We start from the raw sequence: 19649 nt of genomic DNA on the forward strand, positions 1-19649 counted from the left end.
TTCAATGTTGGAGATAGTTTATTGGCTCGCTTAGATGAGATAAATTGTCAAAAATGAATCTGTTTGTATCATAAAGTGAAATAATATGGATAAAATCGACGCTATCCGTAGCTTTGTTGAAGTTGCCAAAACAGGTAGCTTTACTGCGGCGGCAGACAATCTTGGCCACAGTAGAATTAAAGTCTCCCGCCATGTCAGCGAAGTGGAAGACTGGCTGAAATTGAGATTGCTGCATCGTACCACCCGCCGTGTGAGTCTGACACAGCCAGGTCAGGAAGCGTTGCCATTATGTGAGCAGATTCTAAACGCCACGGCTGCTCTGGAAAGCCAGGCTCAGGTTCTGCATACCGAGTTGGTTGGAAATATCCGGGTGGCGGCTCCCATCGGGCTCGGACAGAATTTGTTGTTTGATGTCATCAAAACGTTTGCTTGTCTGCATCCGAAAGTCAGAATTCAGCTACTGTTGTCTGACCGCATGGCGCAACTGGTGGATGAACGTGTCGACGTGGCATTGCGCTATATACATCAACCGGAGGAGAACCTGATAGCTCGACGTCTGTTACAGGTAGATTCGGTGGTATGTGCTTCCCCCGAGTATCTGGCCAGACAGGGCACGCCCTCCCATCCAAATAATTTGAGTGAACATAACTGTCTGACTCATCTGGATGCCCGGATCTGGAGCTTTGTTATTGAGGGGAGTATTCAGGAAGTATCGGTATCGGGTAACCTGGATGCGAATGATGCCAATGTACTATTGAAAGCCTCCCTGGAAGGAATGGGAGTGGCTCTGCTGCCACTGGATATTGCCGGTCCGTATTTGAAGCGGCGGAAACTGGTCCAAATCCTGTCTGACTATTCCACGATGGGAGCAGCTATTTGGGCGGTCTATTTGTCCCGTAGTTATCAACAGCCTGCGGTCAGAGCCCTGATTGATTTTATTGCCGAACGCTGGAAAGAAGGTGCTACTGTTCCAGACCTCCCTCAATGAAATAAAGAAGACAATCCCGTTCAGCAATACTCTTGTTGGTGGTGACCATAAACAATTTGAGGGTATGCCTTGCGTAGAGCTTTTGGTCCCGGTTACAGAAGTATTGTTCCAGTACATCCTCTCCCAGGTGATTCTTGGCCTGTAGGGCGTACATGCCCTCCGGACCGAGTCGTGCGATAGGTTCATCCGGGGGTAGTGAGCCATAGTTGAGGCGGTCAGCGTCGGTGCTAAGGGTAATATCTGCATCACAATAACCATCGTCCGTATAGGCAACCTGGAAGCCTGGACGTACCTCCAGCCTGACTGGATTTCGATAGCAGGTAACCGCATAGTTCTCGTCAGGTTTGGCCAGTACCTGTTCGTTTTGAAAATATCGTTGCAGTCCTTCTCTGGCGATCATCAGTGAAGGGCGATCTGTGGCTCCGCCACACTCAATAGTCACGGTTGGCACATTCTGCTCACTTAGCTCCATAAGGGCACCCAGACGCAGATCGGTCACAATCAGATCGTTGGTCCACAAAGAGGTCAGAGCCAGATGATCCGCATCTCTTAAAACGGACACGGCAAAGGCTGGTCCACTGCCAGAGGTGTTGTGCAGATCAATCAGGCATTCAGGCCGAGTCTCACGGATGAATTCCAGAATACTATTGGCTAGCCGCCCTTCATTGTCGTTAAATGGCGGTCGAAAACAACGGTTCAGGTCCCGCATGCCGGGCAGCATACGGTGGGAAAACCGGGGTTTTGTCAAAGCCGTGGTGACCGAGGCTATGACGATATCGATATCGACGGCAGGTTGCAGGTTCTGTTGGAGGTAGTGAAACACTGCCTGCAGTCCGGAAGGCTCATTACCATGCAACAACGTACATAGCATGCGGCGTCGTGAGCTATCCGCCCCTTGCAGGCGAATAATAGAAGGATGCCCCAGATATTCGAGGAACTGTTCGACAGAACCTTGCAGCACGCTGGGATCGACTTGCTCTATGATTTGAAGGTCCATACCTGTGGAGTGATTCCAGTTTATTCAATGTTCAGTGGCTGTGTCCTGAATCTAATTTACTCCTCTTACTTCACCTTTGGCCAGTGACTGATAGGTGTTCCCTGCAGATAGTTGTCCTGGTAGATCTGCACCAGCCTGATCAGCGCGTTATCAAGACCCAGTTTTCCCTCGAGTGCCCTGATGCCATCCAATTGCCAGATGGCTCCGTTCTGGCGATGGCTGAGAGTGTTTTCTGCCACCTTGAGATAATGGTCGATTTCTTTGGCAGAGACCTTCAGCTTTTTCAGTCCGGTTGCGGCAAGAGGTAGCAGTTCTTCCAGAATTTCCACTACCGGTCGTTCTTCCAGTCTGTTGGCGTCGATATTCGGCCAGAACAGTTTGGCATTCAGGCCGTCTTTTGCAGCACGATAGAAGTTGTGTTCAGCATAACGGAAAGGGATGCCCGGTAATATACTGTTGATGAATGGCTTGATAGCTTCTATCAGGCCGATCAGCATCGCGGATGTGGAAAGCATGTCTATCGGTGTTGGTCCGGCAGGGAGGGACCTCAGCTCAATGCGGAGGTGTCCGCCGGCGCTGGGATCGTAGATGGGTCTGTTCCAGCTCCAGATGCTCCCCTGATGCAGGCGCAGGCCGGCAAGCTGGGGAGGGACAGTTTCCGGTGGCTCTTCGTCGCAAAGGGGAAATAATGGCTCAAACAAATAGATCGATTCGGAAAACAACTCATGAACATCTTCCCGCACCCAGCCATGTCCGAACAGCACTCTGGCGGGCAAGCGCATGGATAGAGGGTCTTCCATCCGGCAATCAATGGACTGCTTGAACAGTGCCACCCGCGTTTCGTGCCACAAGCGTTTTCCCAGAAATACCGGAGAGTTGGCCGCCAGTGCAAGACCCAGAGGAGTAACCAATTGGGCAGCATTGAAGGCATCACGAAAATCTACCGGATCTACACGGTAATGGAACTGGAAAGAGGTGTTGGCGCCTTCCAGGGTGACATCGCTCCAGTGCAGATTAAGTTTTTCAATGCCGGCGATACGAATATGAAAGTCGCTGCCGCGCTTGTCTCGCAGAGCTTTGGCAAGCACATGATAGCGGGGCTCATCGGTCATTGCATGCAGGCCGATATCCCCGGTTTTGAGGGTGGGTAGAATGCCGATTGGCAGAATCGTTGCCTGATGATTTTCGGCCACTTTGGTGAGTCGTTGCAGAATGGTTTCCATTTCGGTCTGAAGGGTCGAAAATGGGGTACCTGCGGCGGCGACCGGAGCCAGGTTGTATTCCAGATTGAATTTATTCAGTTCCAGCGTTAGCTGAGGGTGTTGAAACTCTTCCAGTATGTCTTTATTGCAACACACCGGATGTGCCTGTTGGTCAATGGCATAGAGTTCCAGCTCCGCTCCAAAGCTGGGTTGCCCCACCCCAAACCCCGGAGTGTCCAATAGCTTTCGTAACTGAGACAACTCGTTATCAAGTCTATCCCGAAACCTGGCAAAATCCTGCTCGGTAAACTGGGTTTTTTCAATAGACTGTCCCATGCCAGTCTCCGTAATTGCCTGCGGAAAGGTTGTCCGGGTACAAATATTTCTTTGCTATTTCATTAAGGCACAACATGCAGGATTTGAGAAGTATTTCGTCATAAGCATCTGAAGTATCTCATGACACGTATTCACTTTTGAATTGAAGTAAACCTTCACTGGTGGTGTCTTGCTGAATTTCCCCAGACCCCTAGCGGGACTGATTCCAATAATCATGCTCCTTTCCCTGCATGTGAAGGGGGCCACATGGGTTTGCCCATACAGCCCCGTAGAAATTCGCGCCAATGAAATTCATCACCAAGAGGTGATCTGTGGTGCGGCGTCTGAAGCCCTGACATTTCTGGCCGCGTATGGGCTGGTGCCCAAAAAAGTGATAGCGATTGAGTTAACGGAACAGTCTTTGGAACATTATGGCTATACCGCGTTTGGCAGTTATAACCGGGAAACGGGAATCGTCAGCTTGATGTCTCTGGAGGCTATCCTGCATCTGGAATCAGTGCCGGCCATGTATGGCCAGGAATTTGATCCTGTTCACTATCGCGGAGCGGTGGCCCATGAAATTGCCCACGCGGTATTTCACCAGAACAGTCCTCATTCCCGCCTGGCCAATGCGGCCCAGGAATATCTTGCCCATGTCACCCAAATGGCTGTCTTACCTTCACAACGCCGCCAGCAGATCATTGGTGAATCCGGGGTGAATGCCTGGGAATCCGATCAGTGAAGCATACGTGGCCATGTCGCCAGCTAAATTCGCAGTAAAGTCATACCTGCACTTTGTGCAAATGCTGGAACCGGAAGCCTTTGTTGAGATATTGCTTAACAACAAGTGGTTTTATGTTTATGCGCCCTAATGATCATTGTCCTCTCCGGAATCCGTTTGCCGGTAGGGAAGAATGGTACTGGCGTCGGCCATGTATGCCTCCACGCCCTCTTTTTCCTGGCGCAGAAAGTCTGCAATGGCATGTCTGAATTGTGGATGTTGAATCCAGTGAAGTGAGTAGGTGGGAACTGGTTCAAAACCGCGCAGTATCTTGTGTTCACCCTGAGCACCGGCATCAAACATCCTGAGGTGATGCTCAATTGCGTAGTCAATCCCCTGATAATAGCAGCACTCAAAGTGAAGCTGGTCAAAGTCTTCGACACAACCCCAGTAACGACCATATAGCGTGTTGTCATCTTTGAAAAACAGCGACCCTGCGACTGGTCTGCCTGAATATTCCGCCATCAGAATCAGCATGTTCTCAGGCATTTGCTCCCGCAGTAGCTTAAAGAACTGGGGAGTCAGATAGGGATTCTGTCCACGCTTGTAATAAGTCATCTGGTAAAACGGGTAGAAGTCTTTCAGTATCTGGTCACTGATGTCTTTACCTTCATACCAATGCAGACTGACGCCTGCCTCGCTGACTCTACGCCTTTCCTTGCGGATATTCTTACGCTTACGGGAAGTCAGCTGGCCTAGAAAATCCTCGAAGCTTTTGTAATCCCGATTATGCCAGTGAAATTGTGTGCCCTGCCGACGCAGTAATTGGGGATGAGCATTTTCAAGACCTTTGCTTTGAGTGTCGGGGAACAGCAGATGCCAGCCGGAAAGTCCTTTATCCACCAGCTCCTTCTGGATTGCGGCCACAATGTTTTTGTAGGCATCCTCTGGGGGCAGGTTGTCAGCTAACAGAAGGCGGGGCCCGACTGAAGGAGTGAAAGGGATGGCAGACAGTAGTTTTGGGTAGTATTCCAGTCCATGTCGGTGGTAAGCATCTGCCCAAGCCCAGTCGAATACATACTCACCGTAAGAGTGGCTCTTAAGATATGTGGGGATTGCGCCCACCAACTGTGCGTGACCATCCCATAACAAAAGATGTCGGGGTTGCCAGCCTGTGGAGGCAGTAACGCTCCGGGAGGTCTCCATGGCTGCCAGAAACTCATAGCGACAGAAGGGATTGCCGGAATGATTGAGCCGGTTCCAGGATTCTCTGTCCACTTGGTCCAGAGAATCGCACAGGGATACGGTTAGGTTATCTGCTGTTACTGATTCCATTGTCCTGTCAGGTTGATGGGACTGTCGTCCGCGAGTTAGCTTGAATTTTTATAGAGGTTATCTCAGGATACGGCCATCCTGGCATATTGTCTTGTCACCACCGCTGAAATTTTATTAGAAGTCATTTTTATGGCAGAGAATAACATACCGAAAGATCACCAGGGGGGTAGCCCCGAGGCTCTCGTCCATACCTGGTGGGTATACATGATCCTGGCGGATGATCAGTCAATATATACCGGTATTACCACCGATATTCAGAGACGTTTTCTGGAGCATGAGTCGGGCCGGGGTGCCCGTTACTTTCGGGGGAGACGGCCGCTGAAGATTCTATATACAGAGTCGGGATATGATCGCAGTAGCGCCTCCCGGAGGGAGGCGGCTATCAAGAAGCTCAACCGGCAGCAAAAATTGGCGTTGGTGAACTCGGAAAAAGCTGTCACATAGGGGGGTATGGCTGTCCAACTGCTCCTAGCTTTCTCTGCTGGCGGCATTTGCCTCCATAAAGGTTTTGAGTATCTCCGCGGATTTTTCCGGCACTTCAATCATGGGTGCATGTCCCACACCGGGCAATATCAGCTTGCGGGAGTTGGCGATTAATTGGGTGAAAAGCTCAGCATTCTGCCAGGCAATCACCCGATCCTGTTCTCCCCAGAGAATAAAGGTGGGGGAGGTGATCTCTCTGATCTCGTTTTTGAAATCCAGGTTTTCAAAATCCTGCAGTAGTTGCTGGAAGATTTTTTCATTAATTGCTCTGTTGGCGATGGAACGTTCTGCAATGACGGAAGTTATCGGCCAGGGGACGAATGGGGGCTCTTCCATGGCGAAATTCATTAATTGAGTAAAGTCTTCTTCTGTTTCAACGATAAGGGGGTTTTGTCCCTGTTGCAGAAGCTTGGCGAACTCACTCTCATAATCATAAATCCCGGCAGGGTCGAATAACCCCAGGGTAATAATCTTTTCAGGATGTCTGGCGGCATAAAGCGAGCTGATTGCCCCACCCATGGAGTTACCCACCAGGTGGCTTCGGGTCACTCCCAACTGGTTTAGAAATTCTTCCAGATACTTTACCTGGTCTTCAATGTGGTAGGACAGGTTCAGGTCTTTTACGCTATCACCATGTCCGGGCAGGTCCGGCGCAATCACATGATAGTTTGATGTCAGATAACGAGAGAAACGCAGCCAGTTCTCCTTGTTGGCTGCAAATCCGTGAAGGAGAACAATAGTCTCTGCATCGGCTGGTGCTCTATTCTCGTAATAGGCGGTGAGCCTGCCATTCACATTCAGGGTTTTCTCCTCAAGGCCCGCCTGTTCCCGCTCATAATCCATGGCAATGATGTAGAGCTTTTGCCGGGCATCCGAGCAACCCTCTAACAGGCTGAACAGTAAAATAAGTGTGACGCTGAATATCCTGACGGTTGACATGCTGAGACTCTGTACACCTTTGCTGATTGATGGGAATGCATTTAAGCAAAAACCGGCAGGATCTGACAATCGACTCAATACCAGGTTAGTGCATTCTGGTTGTTTGATTTCCTGGGATTTATGAAAGTTTTGTGACGGCTGCACAAAAAAACATCGGTATAGGCTACATTCAAATATGACAGTATTGAAATATTCGGTGTGGATATGTCTTTGTCGCTGGTGCTCGGACTCTCGCTGTCATTATCTGCTTGTCTGATGCCGGATACCGGTGTCCAGCCCAGCTATTATGTGGCAGTCGTCGACAGGTTTTACCCTGGAGATGAATATTATGAAGATGCCGAGGACAGAGAAACACAGCGGTGGTTATATGGCCTTGTCGATCTGGATAAGGATAGTGACAGAGAGCCTCTTTATCACGGAGATATCGTCAGTCTGTTTGTTTCTGCTCCGGGTATACAGGTACGTCGCTACGTGATGTCTCAGGGGAAGCTGCCGCAACGGGAAATATTGCGTCAGTTGAAAGAAATCCGTAAGCATGTTTTCTGGGGGGAGCCGCTTCATGCTTTGGTACTTTCCTGGGAATCTTCCACCTTGGTCAGCGCTTTTGAAAAACCCTTGAATCTGGATCATGCGGCTATCTACAAAGAGCAGGTACGCCAATGGGGGCTGGAGGATGAGACCTGGCGTCTGAGTTATCAGATTATTCGCTTGTTGGAGGATATTGCCGAAACCGGAATCATGGTCTTCACTATCGCGGGAAACGGTGGCAGTGGGATGGTGAACACTTACTCTTTTGCCACAGGCGTGGTGACTGTCGGGGCCAGCGAAGAAGGGTTGCAGCACTTTATTTCTGAGAATGTGTTTGTCACAGCGCGAGCAAGGGCTGTCTATCAACCGGTACTTGTGCGAGATGGCGCAGGCATGCCTATTGGCTATGACCTGGACGGTGATGCTTGCGCAGAGATACCCATAAATTGCCTGACAGGGTATGCTCCGGGACGGGTGGATTATCCCGAACGACCTTGGCCTCTACTGAAAGGGTCTTCATTTGCCGCACCTCAGGCATTGAAACAACTATTGAGCGGCAATGCGAACTTCTGCCATTCGTCCGCTCAGATAGGACGTTAACAGAATATCTTCGAAAGAGGGGGCAATATCAAAATTATTGAAATGGTGCTGATTTCAGGGGGAGAGAAAGCGCAGGCCCTGTAGCCTGTACAGTCGCTGAATGCTCGCGACGACGCTGAGTGACGACCTGATGAATCAGGTAATCAGGTTGCGGAATCCTTTTTTCAGAAACTCCATTTGATCGGCCAGTATCCTGCGATTGGCCAGATACAGATATTCATAGCGATTTGGGGTGTAAGGCACAGCCAGTAGCTCCATTCCGCAGTCGGATAATAGTTTGTTGCCTTTGTGGCTGTTGCAGCGTTTGCAGGCTGTCACGACGTTGGTCCAGATATCACGGCCGCCTTTACTGATCGGAATGATATGGTCGCGGCTGAGAAGATATTGTGGGAATTGATCGCCACAGTACATGCACCGGTAGCTGTCTCGGGAAAACAGAAACTTGTTCATCAGCGGGGGCGTGGAGCGTAGCTCTCTGGGGTTTTGGCGACCCACAAGAATTTGCGGAACGTCTATGGTCGATTGGACACCTTCGTTGTTATAACCACCATGAAAAGTGGCGCAGACATCACCAAAGCTGTAAAGAACCCGCTCGCAGGCAAGCTCTGTTACCGCCGAGTAAACGTCCAGCCAGCACTGTGGCAAACCCGAGGGTGTAATCTTTAGCACCATTGGGTACATCAGTCACCTCTCTCTAGGGTAAAAGTCCGGGATTGACTGGGTGATTCCAGAGGATTCCCGGTGCACTGGAATGACAGTTGCTATCACTATAAAAACCAGTTCCTTTGACAGTTGTATTACAAGTTGAACATTTTTTCTACGTTTTTTTCCAAACATCAAGTCAGGAACAACCTTTCCTTCACAGAAATACAGCATAAAAAAGGCCAGCAAGTGCTGGCCTTTGGCATAACGGGAAGTTACGGACTGTATGTCGCTTATTTGTACAGTAACTTGTATTCGGAATTAAGACCCTTATACAGGCTTACACACATCAGGATCAGAATCAGCGTAAACGGGAGTCCGGTTGTGATCGCGCCAGCCTGAAGTGCCGTGAGGGCTTCAGCACCTCCGCCGAAGAGCAAGGCCCCGGCGATCAGGCCTTCAAGTGTGGCCCAGAATATCCGCTGTGGCACGGGTGCATCTATTTTACCGCCTGCCGTAATGCTATCGATTACCAGAGAACCTGAGTCAGATGAGGTGACAAAGAATACCAGTACCAGAGTGATACCGACAAATGACGTCAGTGCAGTCAGAGGTAGATTTTCCAACATTTGGAACATGGCTAATGAAACATCAGTGATTCCTTCACTAAGGGCGCCAACGCCTGCCTGAGCCTGCTCGAGCGCTGAGCCACCAAAGGCTGCCATCCAGACCAGAGTCACCAGTGTTGGGATCAACAGTACGGCGGTCATGAACTCGCGAACGGTGCGGCCTTTGGATACACGTGCGATAAACATACCGACGAAAGGTGACCAGGAAATCCACCATGCCCAGTAGAACACAGTCCAGCCATGGAACCAGGTCTGGTCTTCACGTCCTACCCAGTTACTCAGCGGGATGATGTTTTCCACATAGGAACCCAGTGTTGATGCGGCTGTAGACAGGATTGCCATGGTGGGGCCGGCTAGTAAAACAAATAACAGCAGCAAAGCTGCCAGTACCATGTTGATGTTACTCAGCACTTTCACACCACCGTCGAGTCCTCTCACAACGGAGAAAATGGCTACGGCAGTGACACCGATGATTATTGCGACCTGAGTGTTGATGGTATTGGGCAGGTCAAACAGGAAATGAAGTCCGCTGGAGGCCTGTTGGGCGCCCAGGCCTAGAGAGGTGGCCAGACCAAAGATGGTGGCCAGCACGGCAACCACGTCAATGACGTTGCCCAGATGACCCCATACACGGTCGCCGAACAAGGGGAAAAACGCGGAGCGAATGGTCAGAGGGAGGTCTTTGTTGTAGGCAAAGAAAGCTAACGCCAGGGCGACAACCCCATAGATTGCCCAGGGATGAAGGCCCCAGTGGTACATGGTGGCACCCATGGCGGCTCTGGCGCCTGCCGGAGTATTGGCTTCCGCATTGAGCGGCGTCCCGTACCAATCAGTATAATAGGCGACGGGTTCTGCCACGCTCCAGAACATCAAGCCAATGCCCATCCCAGCGGCAAACAGCATGGCGAACCAAGACCAGGTGGAAAACTCGGGTTTGGCATCCTTTCCACCGAGACGTATTTTCCCGACCGGCAAGACGATCAGGGCAATACAGAAAATAACGAAGATATTGCCGCCGATCATGAATAGCCAGTCGAAGTTGTTGATTGACCAGCCTCTGGCGCCAACCAACGCCTCTTTGGCTTCGGCGGGAAATAACAGAGTACCGATAACGAAGAAAAGAATAAGAAGGGCGCTGATGAAGAAGACAGGATTATGAAGGTCCATGCCCATCATCTTGACGTTATCCTGCCCTATCTCATAGTCGGTATCGTAGTCTGGATCGACCGGCCGTGATGAGTCTGATTGATTCATAGGGTCTCCTGTTGATTTTTGTTTGTCTGGCGACATATATACCTAAGCTAAGATTAGTATTAAAACTAAAAGCTGAGAGGAAAATTTCACCATTAACAAGTTCAAAACTTGTCTATCGCTTTGATTCTACACGAACTTAACATGGAAATTGAGTGTCGATGACAATTTATCATGGGAGACTGTGTAGAATTCAAAGTATTGTGTCAGGTTACAGTGACGTTCTCACACCGTGGCGATATGGTCCTGAGTACTGCCTGAGCCGGGCTATTCCGAAGGATAACCGGCAAAGGGACGTAGACTTTCCTTCAGCCAGCGATGAAATACCTGAACCTTGTGCAGCCCCGATTTATAGCCCGGGCATAACCAATAATAGTCGTAATCGCTATTAATGGTGACGCCAAGTACATTCACCAGATCTCCGCTGCTGATTTGTTCCTGTGCCAGAAAATCCGGCACCAGACCTATGCCAAGCCCTGCTTTGACAGCCTGTAGAGTCATAAAAAAGTGCTCCCAACCTGCGCCAAAGTTACCCAGTTCAGGGTCGACATCAAAACCCTCCAGTACTCGAGTCCATTGGCCTGGACGAGTACTGTGGGGTAACAGTCGGTGTTGTAGTATATCTTCCGGTTTATTGACGGGACTTTCCTTTAACAGATTGGGAGCAGCGACGATCATGAGTCGCTCTCCCAATATTCTTTCTGCCTGTGGTGGAGTGTGATCCCGGTGAAGACATCGTATTGCTGCATCGGCACTGGAATTGGCAAAGTTCATCTGGCCATCCCCAGTGACGATGTCGACCTGAACCGTTGGATGACGCTCATAGAAGTGCTTCAGTCTTGGCAGCATCCAAATGCTGGCAAATGATGGAATGACATTCAGCAACAGCGGTTCCCTTGCATCTACCTGATATTTAAGGTTTCGGGTTGCATGGGACAATGTGTCAAAAACTCCGGCAACCACCGGCAGATATTGGTGGCCGGCAGTTGTGAGGGAGATGCCTCCGGCGTGGCGTTCAAATAATGGGGTATCTAGAAATGACTCCAGTGTCTTTATCTGTTTACTGATTGCCCCTTGGGTCACGCTGAGTTCGTCGGCGGCTTTGGTAAAACTCAGATGTCGGGCAGCTGCTTCAAAAGCTTTCACGGCATTTAAGGGAGGCAGACGTCTTGGCATGGTCAGTTTCCGGAATAAAGTAAGTATGAAAGGTTAAAGGAATTCAGGATAAACAGAGCTCAGAGTAAAAAGCCTTATACTCATGAGAATTTCTCATGAGGATAGCGAATAACTCTATTGCGTACAAAAAATGAACCGCTTTAAATAGCGTCATTTGGTAGTTTATTCGTCTCGCAGGAGCTTTTCTCATGTCCCATGTGTTTCATCGTCAATGTCGGTCTTCCTTGCCTGTCGCTGTTGCCGGCCAGGGGCCTTATATTGTGGATAGTGCTGGCAAGAGATATCTGGACGGTTGTGGCGGGGCTGCCGTTTCGAGCCTGGGACATAATCATCCTCGTGTGATTGCTGCCATCAGGCAACAGATTGAGTCCATTCCTTATGCGCATACCGGCTTCTTTACAACTAGGGTGGCAGAGGAGCTGGCAACACTACTGGCTGAAGGTGCTCCGGGGGATTTGAATCACGTATATTTCACCAGCGGCGGCTCTGAATCCATGGAAGCTGCCCTCAAGTTGGCGAGACAGTATTACCTCGAAAAAGGCCAGATCAATAAACGGCTTTTTATTGCACGGCGCCAGAGTTATCACGGAAATACTTTGGGAGCGCTCGGTGTTGGCGGTAATCAATGGCGCAAAACCCCCTATGAGCCTTTGATGGCCCCCGCAAATCTGATTGCCCCCTGTTATGCCTATCGGGATCAAAAAGTCGACGAGACAGAATGGGAGTACGGCCAGCGAGTCGCCAACGAGCTGGCGCAGGTTATCGAAACCACCGGGTCCGAGAATATTCTCGCATTCGTTGCCGAGCCAGTTGTAGGAGCAACAGCCGGTGCAGTTCCTGCGGTGCCCGGATATTTCCGGCGTGTCAGTGAAATCTGCCGGGAGCACGATATTTTATTGATACTGGATGAAGTCATGTGCGGTATGGGGCGGACCGGTACCCTCTTTGCCTGCGAGCAGGATGATGTGGTGCCGGACATGATTACTATTGCCAAAGGTCTGGGAGCGGGCTACCAGCCTATAGGGGCATTGATGGTTAATGATAAAATTTTCGATGTGATCTCAGAAGGATCAGGCTACTTTCAACACGGCCATACCTATATGGGACATCCCACCGCCTGTGCTGCCGCATTGGAAGTGCAAAAAGTCATTCGGGAAGAAGCGTTGCTGGATCAGGTAAAGCAGACCGGACAGTATCTATTCAGTATGTTGCAAGAGAGGTTTGCCGCCCATCCCAATATAGGGGATATTCGCGGCAGAGGTCTGTTTGTGGGGCTTGAGCTCGTGGCAGATAAATTGTCAAAAGCGCCCTTGGCAGAGGAAACCTTTATACACAAAAAGATCAAGGAGAGAGCGCTCGAAGGGGGGCTGATGTGTTATCCGATGTCCGGAACCATTGACGGGCGCCGCGGGCACCACATTTTGCTCGCACCTCCATTTATTCTGGAGCATTCACAAGTTGAGGAAATGGTGGATAAGCTGGTGATTGCGCTGAATAGCGCTTGTGGGCTATCTCAATCAACCAGACCGTTGTCGGTCACATTAAAGGAGGCTGTATGATTTCTGGGGAGTTTTCTTTTCCGCCAGCCTTAATCATGGTGGCTCCCAATGGGGCACGCAAGGGCCGCGGTGATCATAAACGGGTGCCTTTGTCGCCGGAAGAAATGGCAGAATGTGCTGTTCACTGCCAACAGGCTGGGGCGGCAATGATCCACCTGCATGCGCGGGACGAAGCAGGACAACATTCATTGGAGCCAGAACTTAACCGCCGCTTTATTGATCAAGTCAAAACAGCGGTCGGAAACAGTATGATCGTGCAGATGACGACGGAGGCTGTCGGAATATACACACCAGAACAGCAAATGACACTGGTGCGTGAAGTTGTTCCTGAAGCTGTGAGTCTGGCAATTGCCGAAATACTTCCGCAAACCCCTGGGATCGATGAACGGAAAGTGGCGGATTTTCTGGCCTGGGTTTCCGACTCTGGAATCTTGCCCCAGTATATACTTTACGATGCCGGTGATGTTCGTCGATATCATCAGCTGAAATCATGTGGGATCATTCCGGCAGGAGGGCATCACCTACTGTTTGTCGTGGGACGCCGCGGGCGGGGTCATCCTGCGGATCTTGCGTCAATGTTGGCGGCTCACACTGACGAAACACCATGGGCAGTATGTGGTTTCGGCGCACTTGAATTCCCGGTCTGCGCAGCAGCTCTGGCAATGGGAGGTGACATCAGAGTGGGGTTTGAAAACAACTTGTTTCTTCATCATGGTGATCTTGCTTCGGATAACTGCGATCTGGTTATTCAGGGAGTTATCCAGGCCCAGCAGTTAAACCGCAACATATACTCAGCGACAGAATTCAAATCCCGACTAATGTGAATATAACGCCATGTTTAACCGATGATTTTTCATTTTTCGCGGTGCTTTCAAACTCCTCATACTTAAGTCATAGGCCTAATTTTCTATAGATTTCTATAAGTGACTGTCACTAGTGGTCGATACTTACTGTGAACCGCTTCGCTATGGACTATATTGATGTGAAAGGGAAAAAATCTGTACAAAAATTGGGCAGTTTCTAGGCTGTAGGCGAATAATAAAGGCAAATTGCCTTCAGAATGCTTACAGTAAAAAGGACCATGAGCGAAGACCGGGTCCCGTTATCGGGTGCGCCGGGCTTTTGTTTGTCAATGTCAATGTCGATAAGATAAAGAAACAAGAGGAAGCGTAATGAAGATCAAGTCAGTGGGTACTGCTATCAAGTCAATTGTAGCTGGCGTTGGAATTACCGTTGCTGCGATGGCCACACCTGTTCAGGCACAGGAATTCATTACCATTGGTACGGGTGGCGTCACCGGCGTTTACTATCCCACCGGTGGTGCAATTTGCAGTCTCGTCAACAAGACCCGTAAAGAACATGGAATTCGCTGCTCCGTAGAAAGTACTGGTGGATCTATCTACAACATCAACACCATTCGTGCCGGTGAGCTGGATATGGGGGTTGCACAGTCTGACTGGCAGTACCATGCCTACAATGGAACCAGCAAGTTTGAAGACGCTGGTGCATTCAAGGATCTACGCGCTGTGTTTTCCGTGCATCCTGAGCCGTTCACAGTTGTTGCCCGTGCAGATGCCGGCATCAAGAACTTTAAAGACCTGAAAGGTAAGCGCGTTAACATCGGTAATCCAGGTTCCGGTCAGCGTGGAACCATGGAAGTTTTGATGGCCGAGATGGGCTGGAATAATGATACTTTCACCCTGACTTCCGAGCTGAAAGCCGCAGAACAGTCCAAAGCACTGTGTGACAACAAGATCGATGCCATGATCTACACGGTTGGACATCCCAGTGGTTCCATCAAAGAAGCGACCACTTCCTGTGACAGCGTTCTGGTAAACGTTTCCGGCGCTGCTATCGACAAACTGGTGAAAGATAACTCCTTCTACCGTAAAGCCACTATTCCAGGTGGTATGTATCGCGGTTCTGACAATGACGTTCAGACCTTCGGTGTTGGTGCTACTTTCGTCTCTTCTGCCAAGGTTCCTGAAAAAGTGGTTTACGAAGTCGTAAAAGCGGTATTCGAAAACTTTGAAACCTTCAAGAAGCTGCACCCTGCTTTCGCAAATCTCAAGAAAGAAGAAATGATCAAAGACGGTCTTTCTGCTCCTCTGCACCCTGGTGCGGCAAAGTACTACAAAGAAGCAGGCCTGATGTAAGGCCCGCTTGCCCCGGCCAGGCATTGCCTGACCGGGGAGTTCCCTCTCTCACCGTAATTTTCAACACTGACTGGCAAAGGTTTTTGTGGTTATGCGCGAAATTTTAGCTCGTCCCCTAAATCTGACCTGGCCTGAATCGCAACCCTGTTGTATTGTCAGGCTAACGTGTCATTGCAGGCATCATTAATGGAGAGTCCAGGATGTCGGAATCCACGACCAATACTTCAGATAACTCTGCTGTAGAAGAATTGCTGCGATCCGAGACGGGTAGCAGGACCCTGACCGGCCCTGTCGGAAAGATGGTGATCGGTTTGTTGATCGCCTGGTCCGCGTTCCAGCTCTGGTACGCATCGCCTTTGCCGTTTATTTTCAATTTCGGCACCTTAAATGAAGATCAGGCAAAGTTTATTCACCTGTCTTTTGCCCTTTTATTGACCTTTTGTCTGTTCCCGGCGCGTAAAAAGTCCGCGCATGATCGCCTGACGGCGATGGATTGGGTCTATGCCATCGCAGGTGCTGTGGCTTGTCTTTACCTCCTGGTAAACCGTGATGACCTTGCCAACAGGATGGGGGCTCCCATTGTTGCTGATGTCGCTATCGCCGTGATCGGTATGATTACGCTACTTGAGGCTACCCGGCGTGCTTTGGGACCTCCGTTGATGGTAGTGGCCATTGTCTTCCTGACGTTTACCTTTTTTGGCCAATACATGCCGGACGTTATTGCCCACAAAGGGGCCAGCCTGAACAAAGTCGCCTCTCACCAGTGGATTACAACCGAAGGGGTGTTCGGCGTTGCATTGGGGGTATCCACAACATTTGTATTCCTGTTTGTTCTGCTGGGGGCTTTACTCGATAAGGCCGGCGCAGGGAATTATCTGATTAAAACCTCTTTTTCCCTGTTGGGACATATGCGCGGCGGGCCCGCGAAGGCGGCGGTTGTCGCTTCAGGCCTCAGCGGTATTATTTCCGGTTCTTCAATTGCCAACGTTGTCACCACTGGAACATTTACGATTCCTTTGATGAAGCGGGTAGGGTTCCCCGGCACCAAGGCCGGTGCAGTCGAAGTGGCTGCGTCCACTAACGGCCAGCTTACTCCGCCGATCATGGGAGCTGCTGCCTTTCTAATGGTGGAGTATGTTGGTATTTCCTACATTGAAGTAGTCAAGCATGCCATCCTGCCGTCCATCATTTCCTATATCGCACTGGTTTATATTGTGCATCTGGAGGCGGTGAAGCTGAATATGCAGGGGATTGAGCGCCAGAATAAGCCAACGCCTACGCAACGGTTGATGGTCTGGAGCATGAATATTCTGATTATGCTGGCACTGTCAGGCATTGTGTATTACGGCAGTACCTTTCTGGAATCCGCCATGGGCAGTTGGTCCTATCCAGTGATGATTCTGGCGGTCATTGCTGCCTATTTCTGGCTATTGAAGATCGCTGCCGGGTATCCGGAACTGGTAGAAGATGATGCCAGTATTGAACTTGATCATCTGCCGCAGGTGCGTCCCACTGTACTATCGGGTCTTTACTTTGCTCTGCCGATTATCGTTTTACTCTGGGCTTTGGCAGTTAAACGCTATTCGCCTCAGCAATCGGCGTTCTATTCGGTGGTGTTCCTGATTGCGATTGTATTGACTCATCGACCGCTGAAAGCCTGGTTCCGAGGTGAGGCTGGCTGGGCTGCCAAATTTGCAGATTGCTGGCATGATTTTGTGGAAGGGTTGATCAATGGTGCCCGCAATATGGTGGGTATCGGTGTGGCGACAGCAGCTGCGGGAATCATCGTTGGAACGGTCACCCTGACCGGTCTGGGCCAGATGATGACGGAGTTTGTTGAGTTTATCTCCGGCGGTAGCCTGATTCTGATACTTATTTTTACCGCCATCATATGCATTATATTGGGGATGGGACTTCCCACCACGGCCAATTACATTGTGGTATCAACCTTGATGGCACCGGTGATTGTGACTCTTGGTGCTGAGAACGGACTGATTGTTCCGCTGATTGCTGTCCACATGTTCGTGTTCTATTTCGGTATCCTGGCGGATGATACGCCCCCCGTGGGACTGGCGGCATTTGCTGCCGCTGCGATCGCAAGGTCTGATCCAATCAAAACCGGTATTCAGGGCTTTACCTACGATATCCGGACGGCCATTCTTCCGTTCATGTTTATCTTCAACACTCAGCTATTGTTGATTGGCATTGAGTCTGTGTTTGATCTGATATTGACGATTGTCAGTGCGGTTACGGCAATCCTGGTCTTCTCCGCAGCCACTCAGGGTTACTGGTTGGTGAAGAGTAAGATCTGGGAATCACTGATTCTGCTGCTGGTGGCGTTTGCGCTGTTTCGTCCGGGTTACTGGATGGATCAGCTTTATCCGCCATATGAGAATCTGCCGGCAACTGAGCTGCATGAGAGTGTTAACAGGTTGCAACCCGGCGAATTTATCCAGTTGAACTTTGAAGGTATGACTTTGGAAGGGGACGAGGTGTCCAAAACCGTGTCATTGAGATTGAACGAAGCGCTGGAAGGCGCCGAGGAAAGACTCAATGCCATGGGGCTGATGCTGACCGAAGCTGAAGATAGCTGGACAGTGGATATGGTGGTGTTTGGTAGCCAGGCCCAGAAATCAGGCATTGATTTTGACTGGAGAATCGTGGGTATCCAGAAGGCTGCGGACCGGCCGGCCAAGGAATGGATGTTTCTACCTGCCATTGTCATTCTGGGATTGATTGCCATGATGCAACGACGTCGTCGCACTCATGGTTCTGCTGCATTGGCCTGAAGGAGCTGAAATATGTACAAGTCAATTGTGGTACCAGTGGATATGGCCAAAGATGGGTTTTCTGACCTGGCCCTGACCCATGCCAGACAGCTTCTCAACGAGAAAGGCTGTCTGCATATTGTTCATGTGGTTCCGGGTTATCAGAATCCCTGGGTTGGTTCTTTTTTTCCGGATGATGCTTTTGATAAAGCACTGAAACAGTCCCAAAAGGATCTTGAGGCATTTCTGGAGAAGTACTTCACAGAGGACAGCGTCAAATACAAGTCCTATACCCTTGAGGGAAAACCGGCGGATCTGATTCTGAAAACGGCCACCAAGGTCAAAGCGGACTTGATTGTGATGGCCAGCCATAAGCATTCCAGAATTGAAAAAGCAGTACTCGGGTCGATTGCCAACAAGGTGGTTGGCCGGTCAAAAATTCCAGTGATGGTTGTGAAAAAGGGGTGATTTGTGTCTGAATCTGTTGTCTTTGTAAACGGAGAGTATGTTCCAGAGTCAGAAGCCCGAATTTCGGTTTTTGACCGGGGCTTCCTGTTTGCTGACGGAGTGTATGAAGTCACTTCTGTGATCGATGGAGGGCTTGTTGATAATGCAAGCCATTTGGCGAGGCTGCATCGCTCGCTGGGTGAGATCAAGATGACCTGTCCAATGTCGGATGACGAGATTACGCAAATGCAGAAAACCCTGCTGGAGCGCAATCAGGTCGAGCAGGGGATGGTCTACCTTCAGGTATCGCGAGGCGCGGCCACCAGGGATTTTAACTTCCCCGAGAACCCCGCACCTTCCGTCGTGGCCTTTAGTTACTCTCGCAACGTCATGACACCACCTGCCGCAGAAACTGGATTGAAAGTGGTTACCGTGCCTGACATTCGCTGGCGCAGAAGGGATATCAAGACGGTGGGGTTGTTGCCGGCTTCTATGGCCAAACAACAGGCTGCCGAGCAGGGAGCGGATGATGCCTGGATGGTGGAAAATGGTTATGTGACCGAGGGGACCTCGAACAATGCCTATATCATTGATCGGCAACAACGACTGATTACCCGTCCACTCAGTCCGGATATTCTGCCGGGAATTACCCGTCAGGCGATTCTGGCACTGGCCGCCGAAAATGGTATGCAAATCGAAGAGCGTCTGTTCACTCCTGAAGAGGCCTATCAGGCTCAGGAAGCCTTTATTTCATCGGCTACCACTTTTGTTTTGCCTGTTGTATCCATTGACGGCCATCAGTTGGGTGATGGCAAACCGGGTCCCATGGTAAAGCGATTGAGAGAACTTTATATCGATTTTGCCAGGCAGACACTTTCCTGAGCTGTCGCAGGATAGTGGAGTTGCATACTTC

Annotated in this window: 17 protein-coding genes; 10 read left to right on the forward strand and 7 right to left on the reverse strand. The window is 50.2% G+C overall.

The genetic code is table 11. From position 1 onward, the window contains the following. Positions 1 to 85 precede the first annotated feature (85 nt). Complete coding sequence (locus tag F566_RS0130450) at positions 86 to 988, forward strand: LysR family transcriptional regulator (protein WP_020410849.1); 903 nt, start codon at positions 86 to 88, stop codon at positions 986 to 988. On the opposite strand, the gene F566_RS0130455 is transcribed toward F566_RS0130450, so the two are convergent. After that, a complete protein-coding gene (locus F566_RS0130455; RefSeq protein WP_020410850.1) occupies positions 963 to 1985 on the reverse strand; it encodes a M14 family metallopeptidase in 1023 nt (340 codons plus the stop codon). The genes F566_RS0130450 and F566_RS0130455 overlap by 26 nt on opposite strands. Positions 1986 to 2050: 65 nt before the next feature. Further along, positions 2051 to 3523: a glutamate-cysteine ligase family protein gene (locus F566_RS0130460; protein ID WP_020410851.1), complete on the reverse strand. Its 1473-nt coding sequence runs from the start codon at positions 3521 to 3523 to the stop codon at positions 2051 to 2053. A gap of 214 nt (positions 3524 to 3737) precedes the next feature. On the opposite strand from F566_RS0130460, the gene F566_RS0130470 reads away from it, so the two are divergent. Then, complete coding sequence (locus tag F566_RS0130470) at positions 3738 to 4244, forward strand: DUF6639 family protein (RefSeq protein WP_020410853.1); 507 nt, start codon at positions 3738 to 3740, stop codon at positions 4242 to 4244. A 126-nt stretch (positions 4245 to 4370) separates the two neighbouring features. On the opposite strand, the gene F566_RS0130480 is transcribed toward F566_RS0130470, so the two are convergent. Next, positions 4371 to 5558, reverse strand: coding sequence for a GNAT family N-acetyltransferase (locus F566_RS0130480; RefSeq protein WP_020410855.1), 1188 nt, complete (start codon positions 5556 to 5558; stop codon positions 4371 to 4373). A 129-nt stretch (positions 5559 to 5687) separates the two neighbouring features. Here F566_RS0130480 and F566_RS0130485 point away from each other — a divergent pair, with 129 nt between their 5' ends. After that, entirely contained in the window at positions 5688 to 6002 is a 315-nt protein-coding gene (locus F566_RS0130485) for a GIY-YIG nuclease family protein (protein WP_020410856.1), read from the forward strand. Positions 6003 to 6026: 24 nt separating this feature from the next. Here F566_RS0130485 and F566_RS0130490 read toward each other — a convergent pair whose 3' ends face one another. After that, positions 6027 to 6980 (reverse strand): alpha/beta fold hydrolase, encoded by a 954-nt coding sequence (locus tag F566_RS0130490; protein WP_020410857.1) that lies wholly within the window; start codon positions 6978 to 6980, stop codon positions 6027 to 6029. Positions 6981 to 7184: 204 nt separating this feature from the next. On the opposite strand from F566_RS0130490, the gene F566_RS0130495 reads away from it, so the two are divergent. Continuing rightward, positions 7185 to 8108: a S8/S53 family peptidase gene (locus F566_RS0130495; RefSeq protein WP_033417092.1), complete on the forward strand. Its 924-nt coding sequence runs from the start codon at positions 7185 to 7187 to the stop codon at positions 8106 to 8108. Between the two features lie 135 nt (positions 8109 to 8243). Here the strand turns inward: F566_RS0130495 and F566_RS0130500 are convergent, their stop codons facing one another. The 3 genes from F566_RS0130500 to F566_RS0130510 all read right to left on the reverse strand — a co-directional run bounded on the left by F566_RS0130500 (position 8244) and on the right by F566_RS0130510 (position 11806). Then, positions 8244 to 8789: an HNH endonuclease gene (locus tag F566_RS0130500; protein WP_020410859.1), complete on the reverse strand. Its 546-nt coding sequence runs from the start codon at positions 8787 to 8789 to the stop codon at positions 8244 to 8246. Between the two features lie 254 nt (positions 8790 to 9043). Beyond that, on the reverse strand, positions 9044 to 10633 hold the full coding sequence (locus F566_RS0130505) for a BCCT family transporter (RefSeq protein WP_020410860.1): 1590 nt from the start codon (positions 10631 to 10633) through the stop codon (positions 9044 to 9046). A 264-nt stretch (positions 10634 to 10897) separates the two neighbouring features. Further along, on the reverse strand, positions 10898 to 11806 hold the full coding sequence (locus F566_RS0130510) for a LysR substrate-binding domain-containing protein (protein WP_020410861.1): 909 nt from the start codon (positions 11804 to 11806) through the stop codon (positions 10898 to 10900). 188 nt (positions 11807 to 11994) lie between these two features. On the opposite strand from F566_RS0130510, the gene F566_RS0130515 reads away from it, so the two are divergent. The 6 genes from F566_RS0130515 (at position 11995) to F566_RS0130540 (ending at position 19618) form a co-directional block, all read left to right on the forward strand. Next, positions 11995 to 13365 (forward strand): aspartate aminotransferase family protein, encoded by a 1371-nt coding sequence (locus F566_RS0130515; RefSeq protein WP_020410863.1) that lies wholly within the window; start codon positions 11995 to 11997, stop codon positions 13363 to 13365. Then, positions 13362 to 14189, forward strand: a complete 828-nt coding sequence (locus F566_RS0130520; protein WP_020410864.1) for a beta-keto acid cleavage family enzyme — start codon at positions 13362 to 13364, stop codon at positions 14187 to 14189. The genes F566_RS0130515 and F566_RS0130520 overlap by 4 nt, the downstream gene beginning before the upstream one ends. A gap of 348 nt (positions 14190 to 14537) precedes the next feature. Continuing rightward, positions 14538 to 15521, forward strand: a complete 984-nt coding sequence (locus F566_RS0130525; protein WP_020410865.1) for a TAXI family TRAP transporter solute-binding subunit — start codon at positions 14538 to 14540, stop codon at positions 15519 to 15521. Positions 15522 to 15721: 200 nt separating this feature from the next. Beyond that, positions 15722 to 18310, forward strand: coding sequence for a TRAP transporter permease (locus tag F566_RS0130530; RefSeq protein WP_020410866.1), 2589 nt, complete (start codon positions 15722 to 15724; stop codon positions 18308 to 18310). Between the two features lie 12 nt (positions 18311 to 18322). Beyond that, complete coding sequence (locus tag F566_RS0130535) at positions 18323 to 18757, forward strand: universal stress protein (protein WP_020410867.1); 435 nt, start codon at positions 18323 to 18325, stop codon at positions 18755 to 18757. 3 nt (positions 18758 to 18760) lie between these two features. After that, a complete protein-coding gene (locus F566_RS0130540) occupies positions 18761 to 19618 on the forward strand; it encodes a D-amino-acid transaminase (protein WP_020410868.1) in 858 nt (285 codons plus the stop codon). Positions 19619 to 19649 lie beyond the last annotated feature (31 nt).

Source organism: Hahella ganghwensis DSM 17046 (assembly GCF_000376785.1).
Taxonomy (GTDB): domain Bacteria; phylum Pseudomonadota; class Gammaproteobacteria; order Pseudomonadales; family Oleiphilaceae; genus Hahella; species Hahella ganghwensis.

Excerpts from the sequence above, each read along its gene's own strand:
- F566_RS0130480 (WP_020410855.1), bottom strand. The coding sequence starts at position 5,558 with ATGGAATCAGTAACAGCAGATAACCTAACCGTATCCCTGTGCGATTCT.
- F566_RS0130500 (WP_020410859.1), bottom strand. The coding sequence starts at position 8,789 with ATGTACCCAATGGTGCTAAAGATTACACCCTCGGGTTTGCCACAGTGC.
- F566_RS0130515 (WP_020410863.1), top strand. The coding sequence starts at position 11,995 with ATGTCCCATGTGTTTCATCGTCAATGTCGGTCTTCCTTGCCTGTCGCT.
- F566_RS0130535 (WP_020410867.1), top strand. The coding sequence starts at position 18,323 with ATGTACAAGTCAATTGTGGTACCAGTGGATATGGCCAAAGATGGGTTT.
- F566_RS0130460 (WP_020410851.1), bottom strand. The coding sequence starts at position 3,523 with ATGGGACAGTCTATTGAAAAAACCCAGTTTACCGAGCAGGATTTTGCC.
- F566_RS0130455 (WP_020410850.1), bottom strand. The coding sequence starts at position 1,985 with ATGGACCTTCAAATCATAGAGCAAGTCGATCCCAGCGTGCTGCAAGGT.
- F566_RS0130520 (WP_020410864.1), top strand. The coding sequence starts at position 13,362 with ATGATTTCTGGGGAGTTTTCTTTTCCGCCAGCCTTAATCATGGTGGCT.
- F566_RS0130495 (WP_033417092.1), top strand. The coding sequence starts at position 7,185 with ATGTCTTTGTCGCTGGTGCTCGGACTCTCGCTGTCATTATCTGCTTGT.
- F566_RS0130510 (WP_020410861.1), bottom strand. The coding sequence starts at position 11,806 with ATGCCAAGACGTCTGCCTCCCTTAAATGCCGTGAAAGCTTTTGAAGCA.
- F566_RS0130490 (WP_020410857.1), bottom strand. The coding sequence starts at position 6,980 with ATGTCAACCGTCAGGATATTCAGCGTCACACTTATTTTACTGTTCAGC.
- F566_RS0130450 (WP_020410849.1), top strand. The coding sequence starts at position 86 with ATGGATAAAATCGACGCTATCCGTAGCTTTGTTGAAGTTGCCAAAACA.
- F566_RS0130530 (WP_020410866.1), top strand. The coding sequence starts at position 15,722 with ATGTCGGAATCCACGACCAATACTTCAGATAACTCTGCTGTAGAAGAA.
- F566_RS0130505 (WP_020410860.1), bottom strand. The coding sequence starts at position 10,633 with ATGAATCAATCAGACTCATCACGGCCGGTCGATCCAGACTACGATACC.
- F566_RS0130470 (WP_020410853.1), top strand. The coding sequence starts at position 3,738 with ATGCTCCTTTCCCTGCATGTGAAGGGGGCCACATGGGTTTGCCCATAC.
- F566_RS0130485 (WP_020410856.1), top strand. The coding sequence starts at position 5,688 with ATGGCAGAGAATAACATACCGAAAGATCACCAGGGGGGTAGCCCCGAG.
- F566_RS0130525 (WP_020410865.1), top strand. The coding sequence starts at position 14,538 with ATGAAGATCAAGTCAGTGGGTACTGCTATCAAGTCAATTGTAGCTGGC.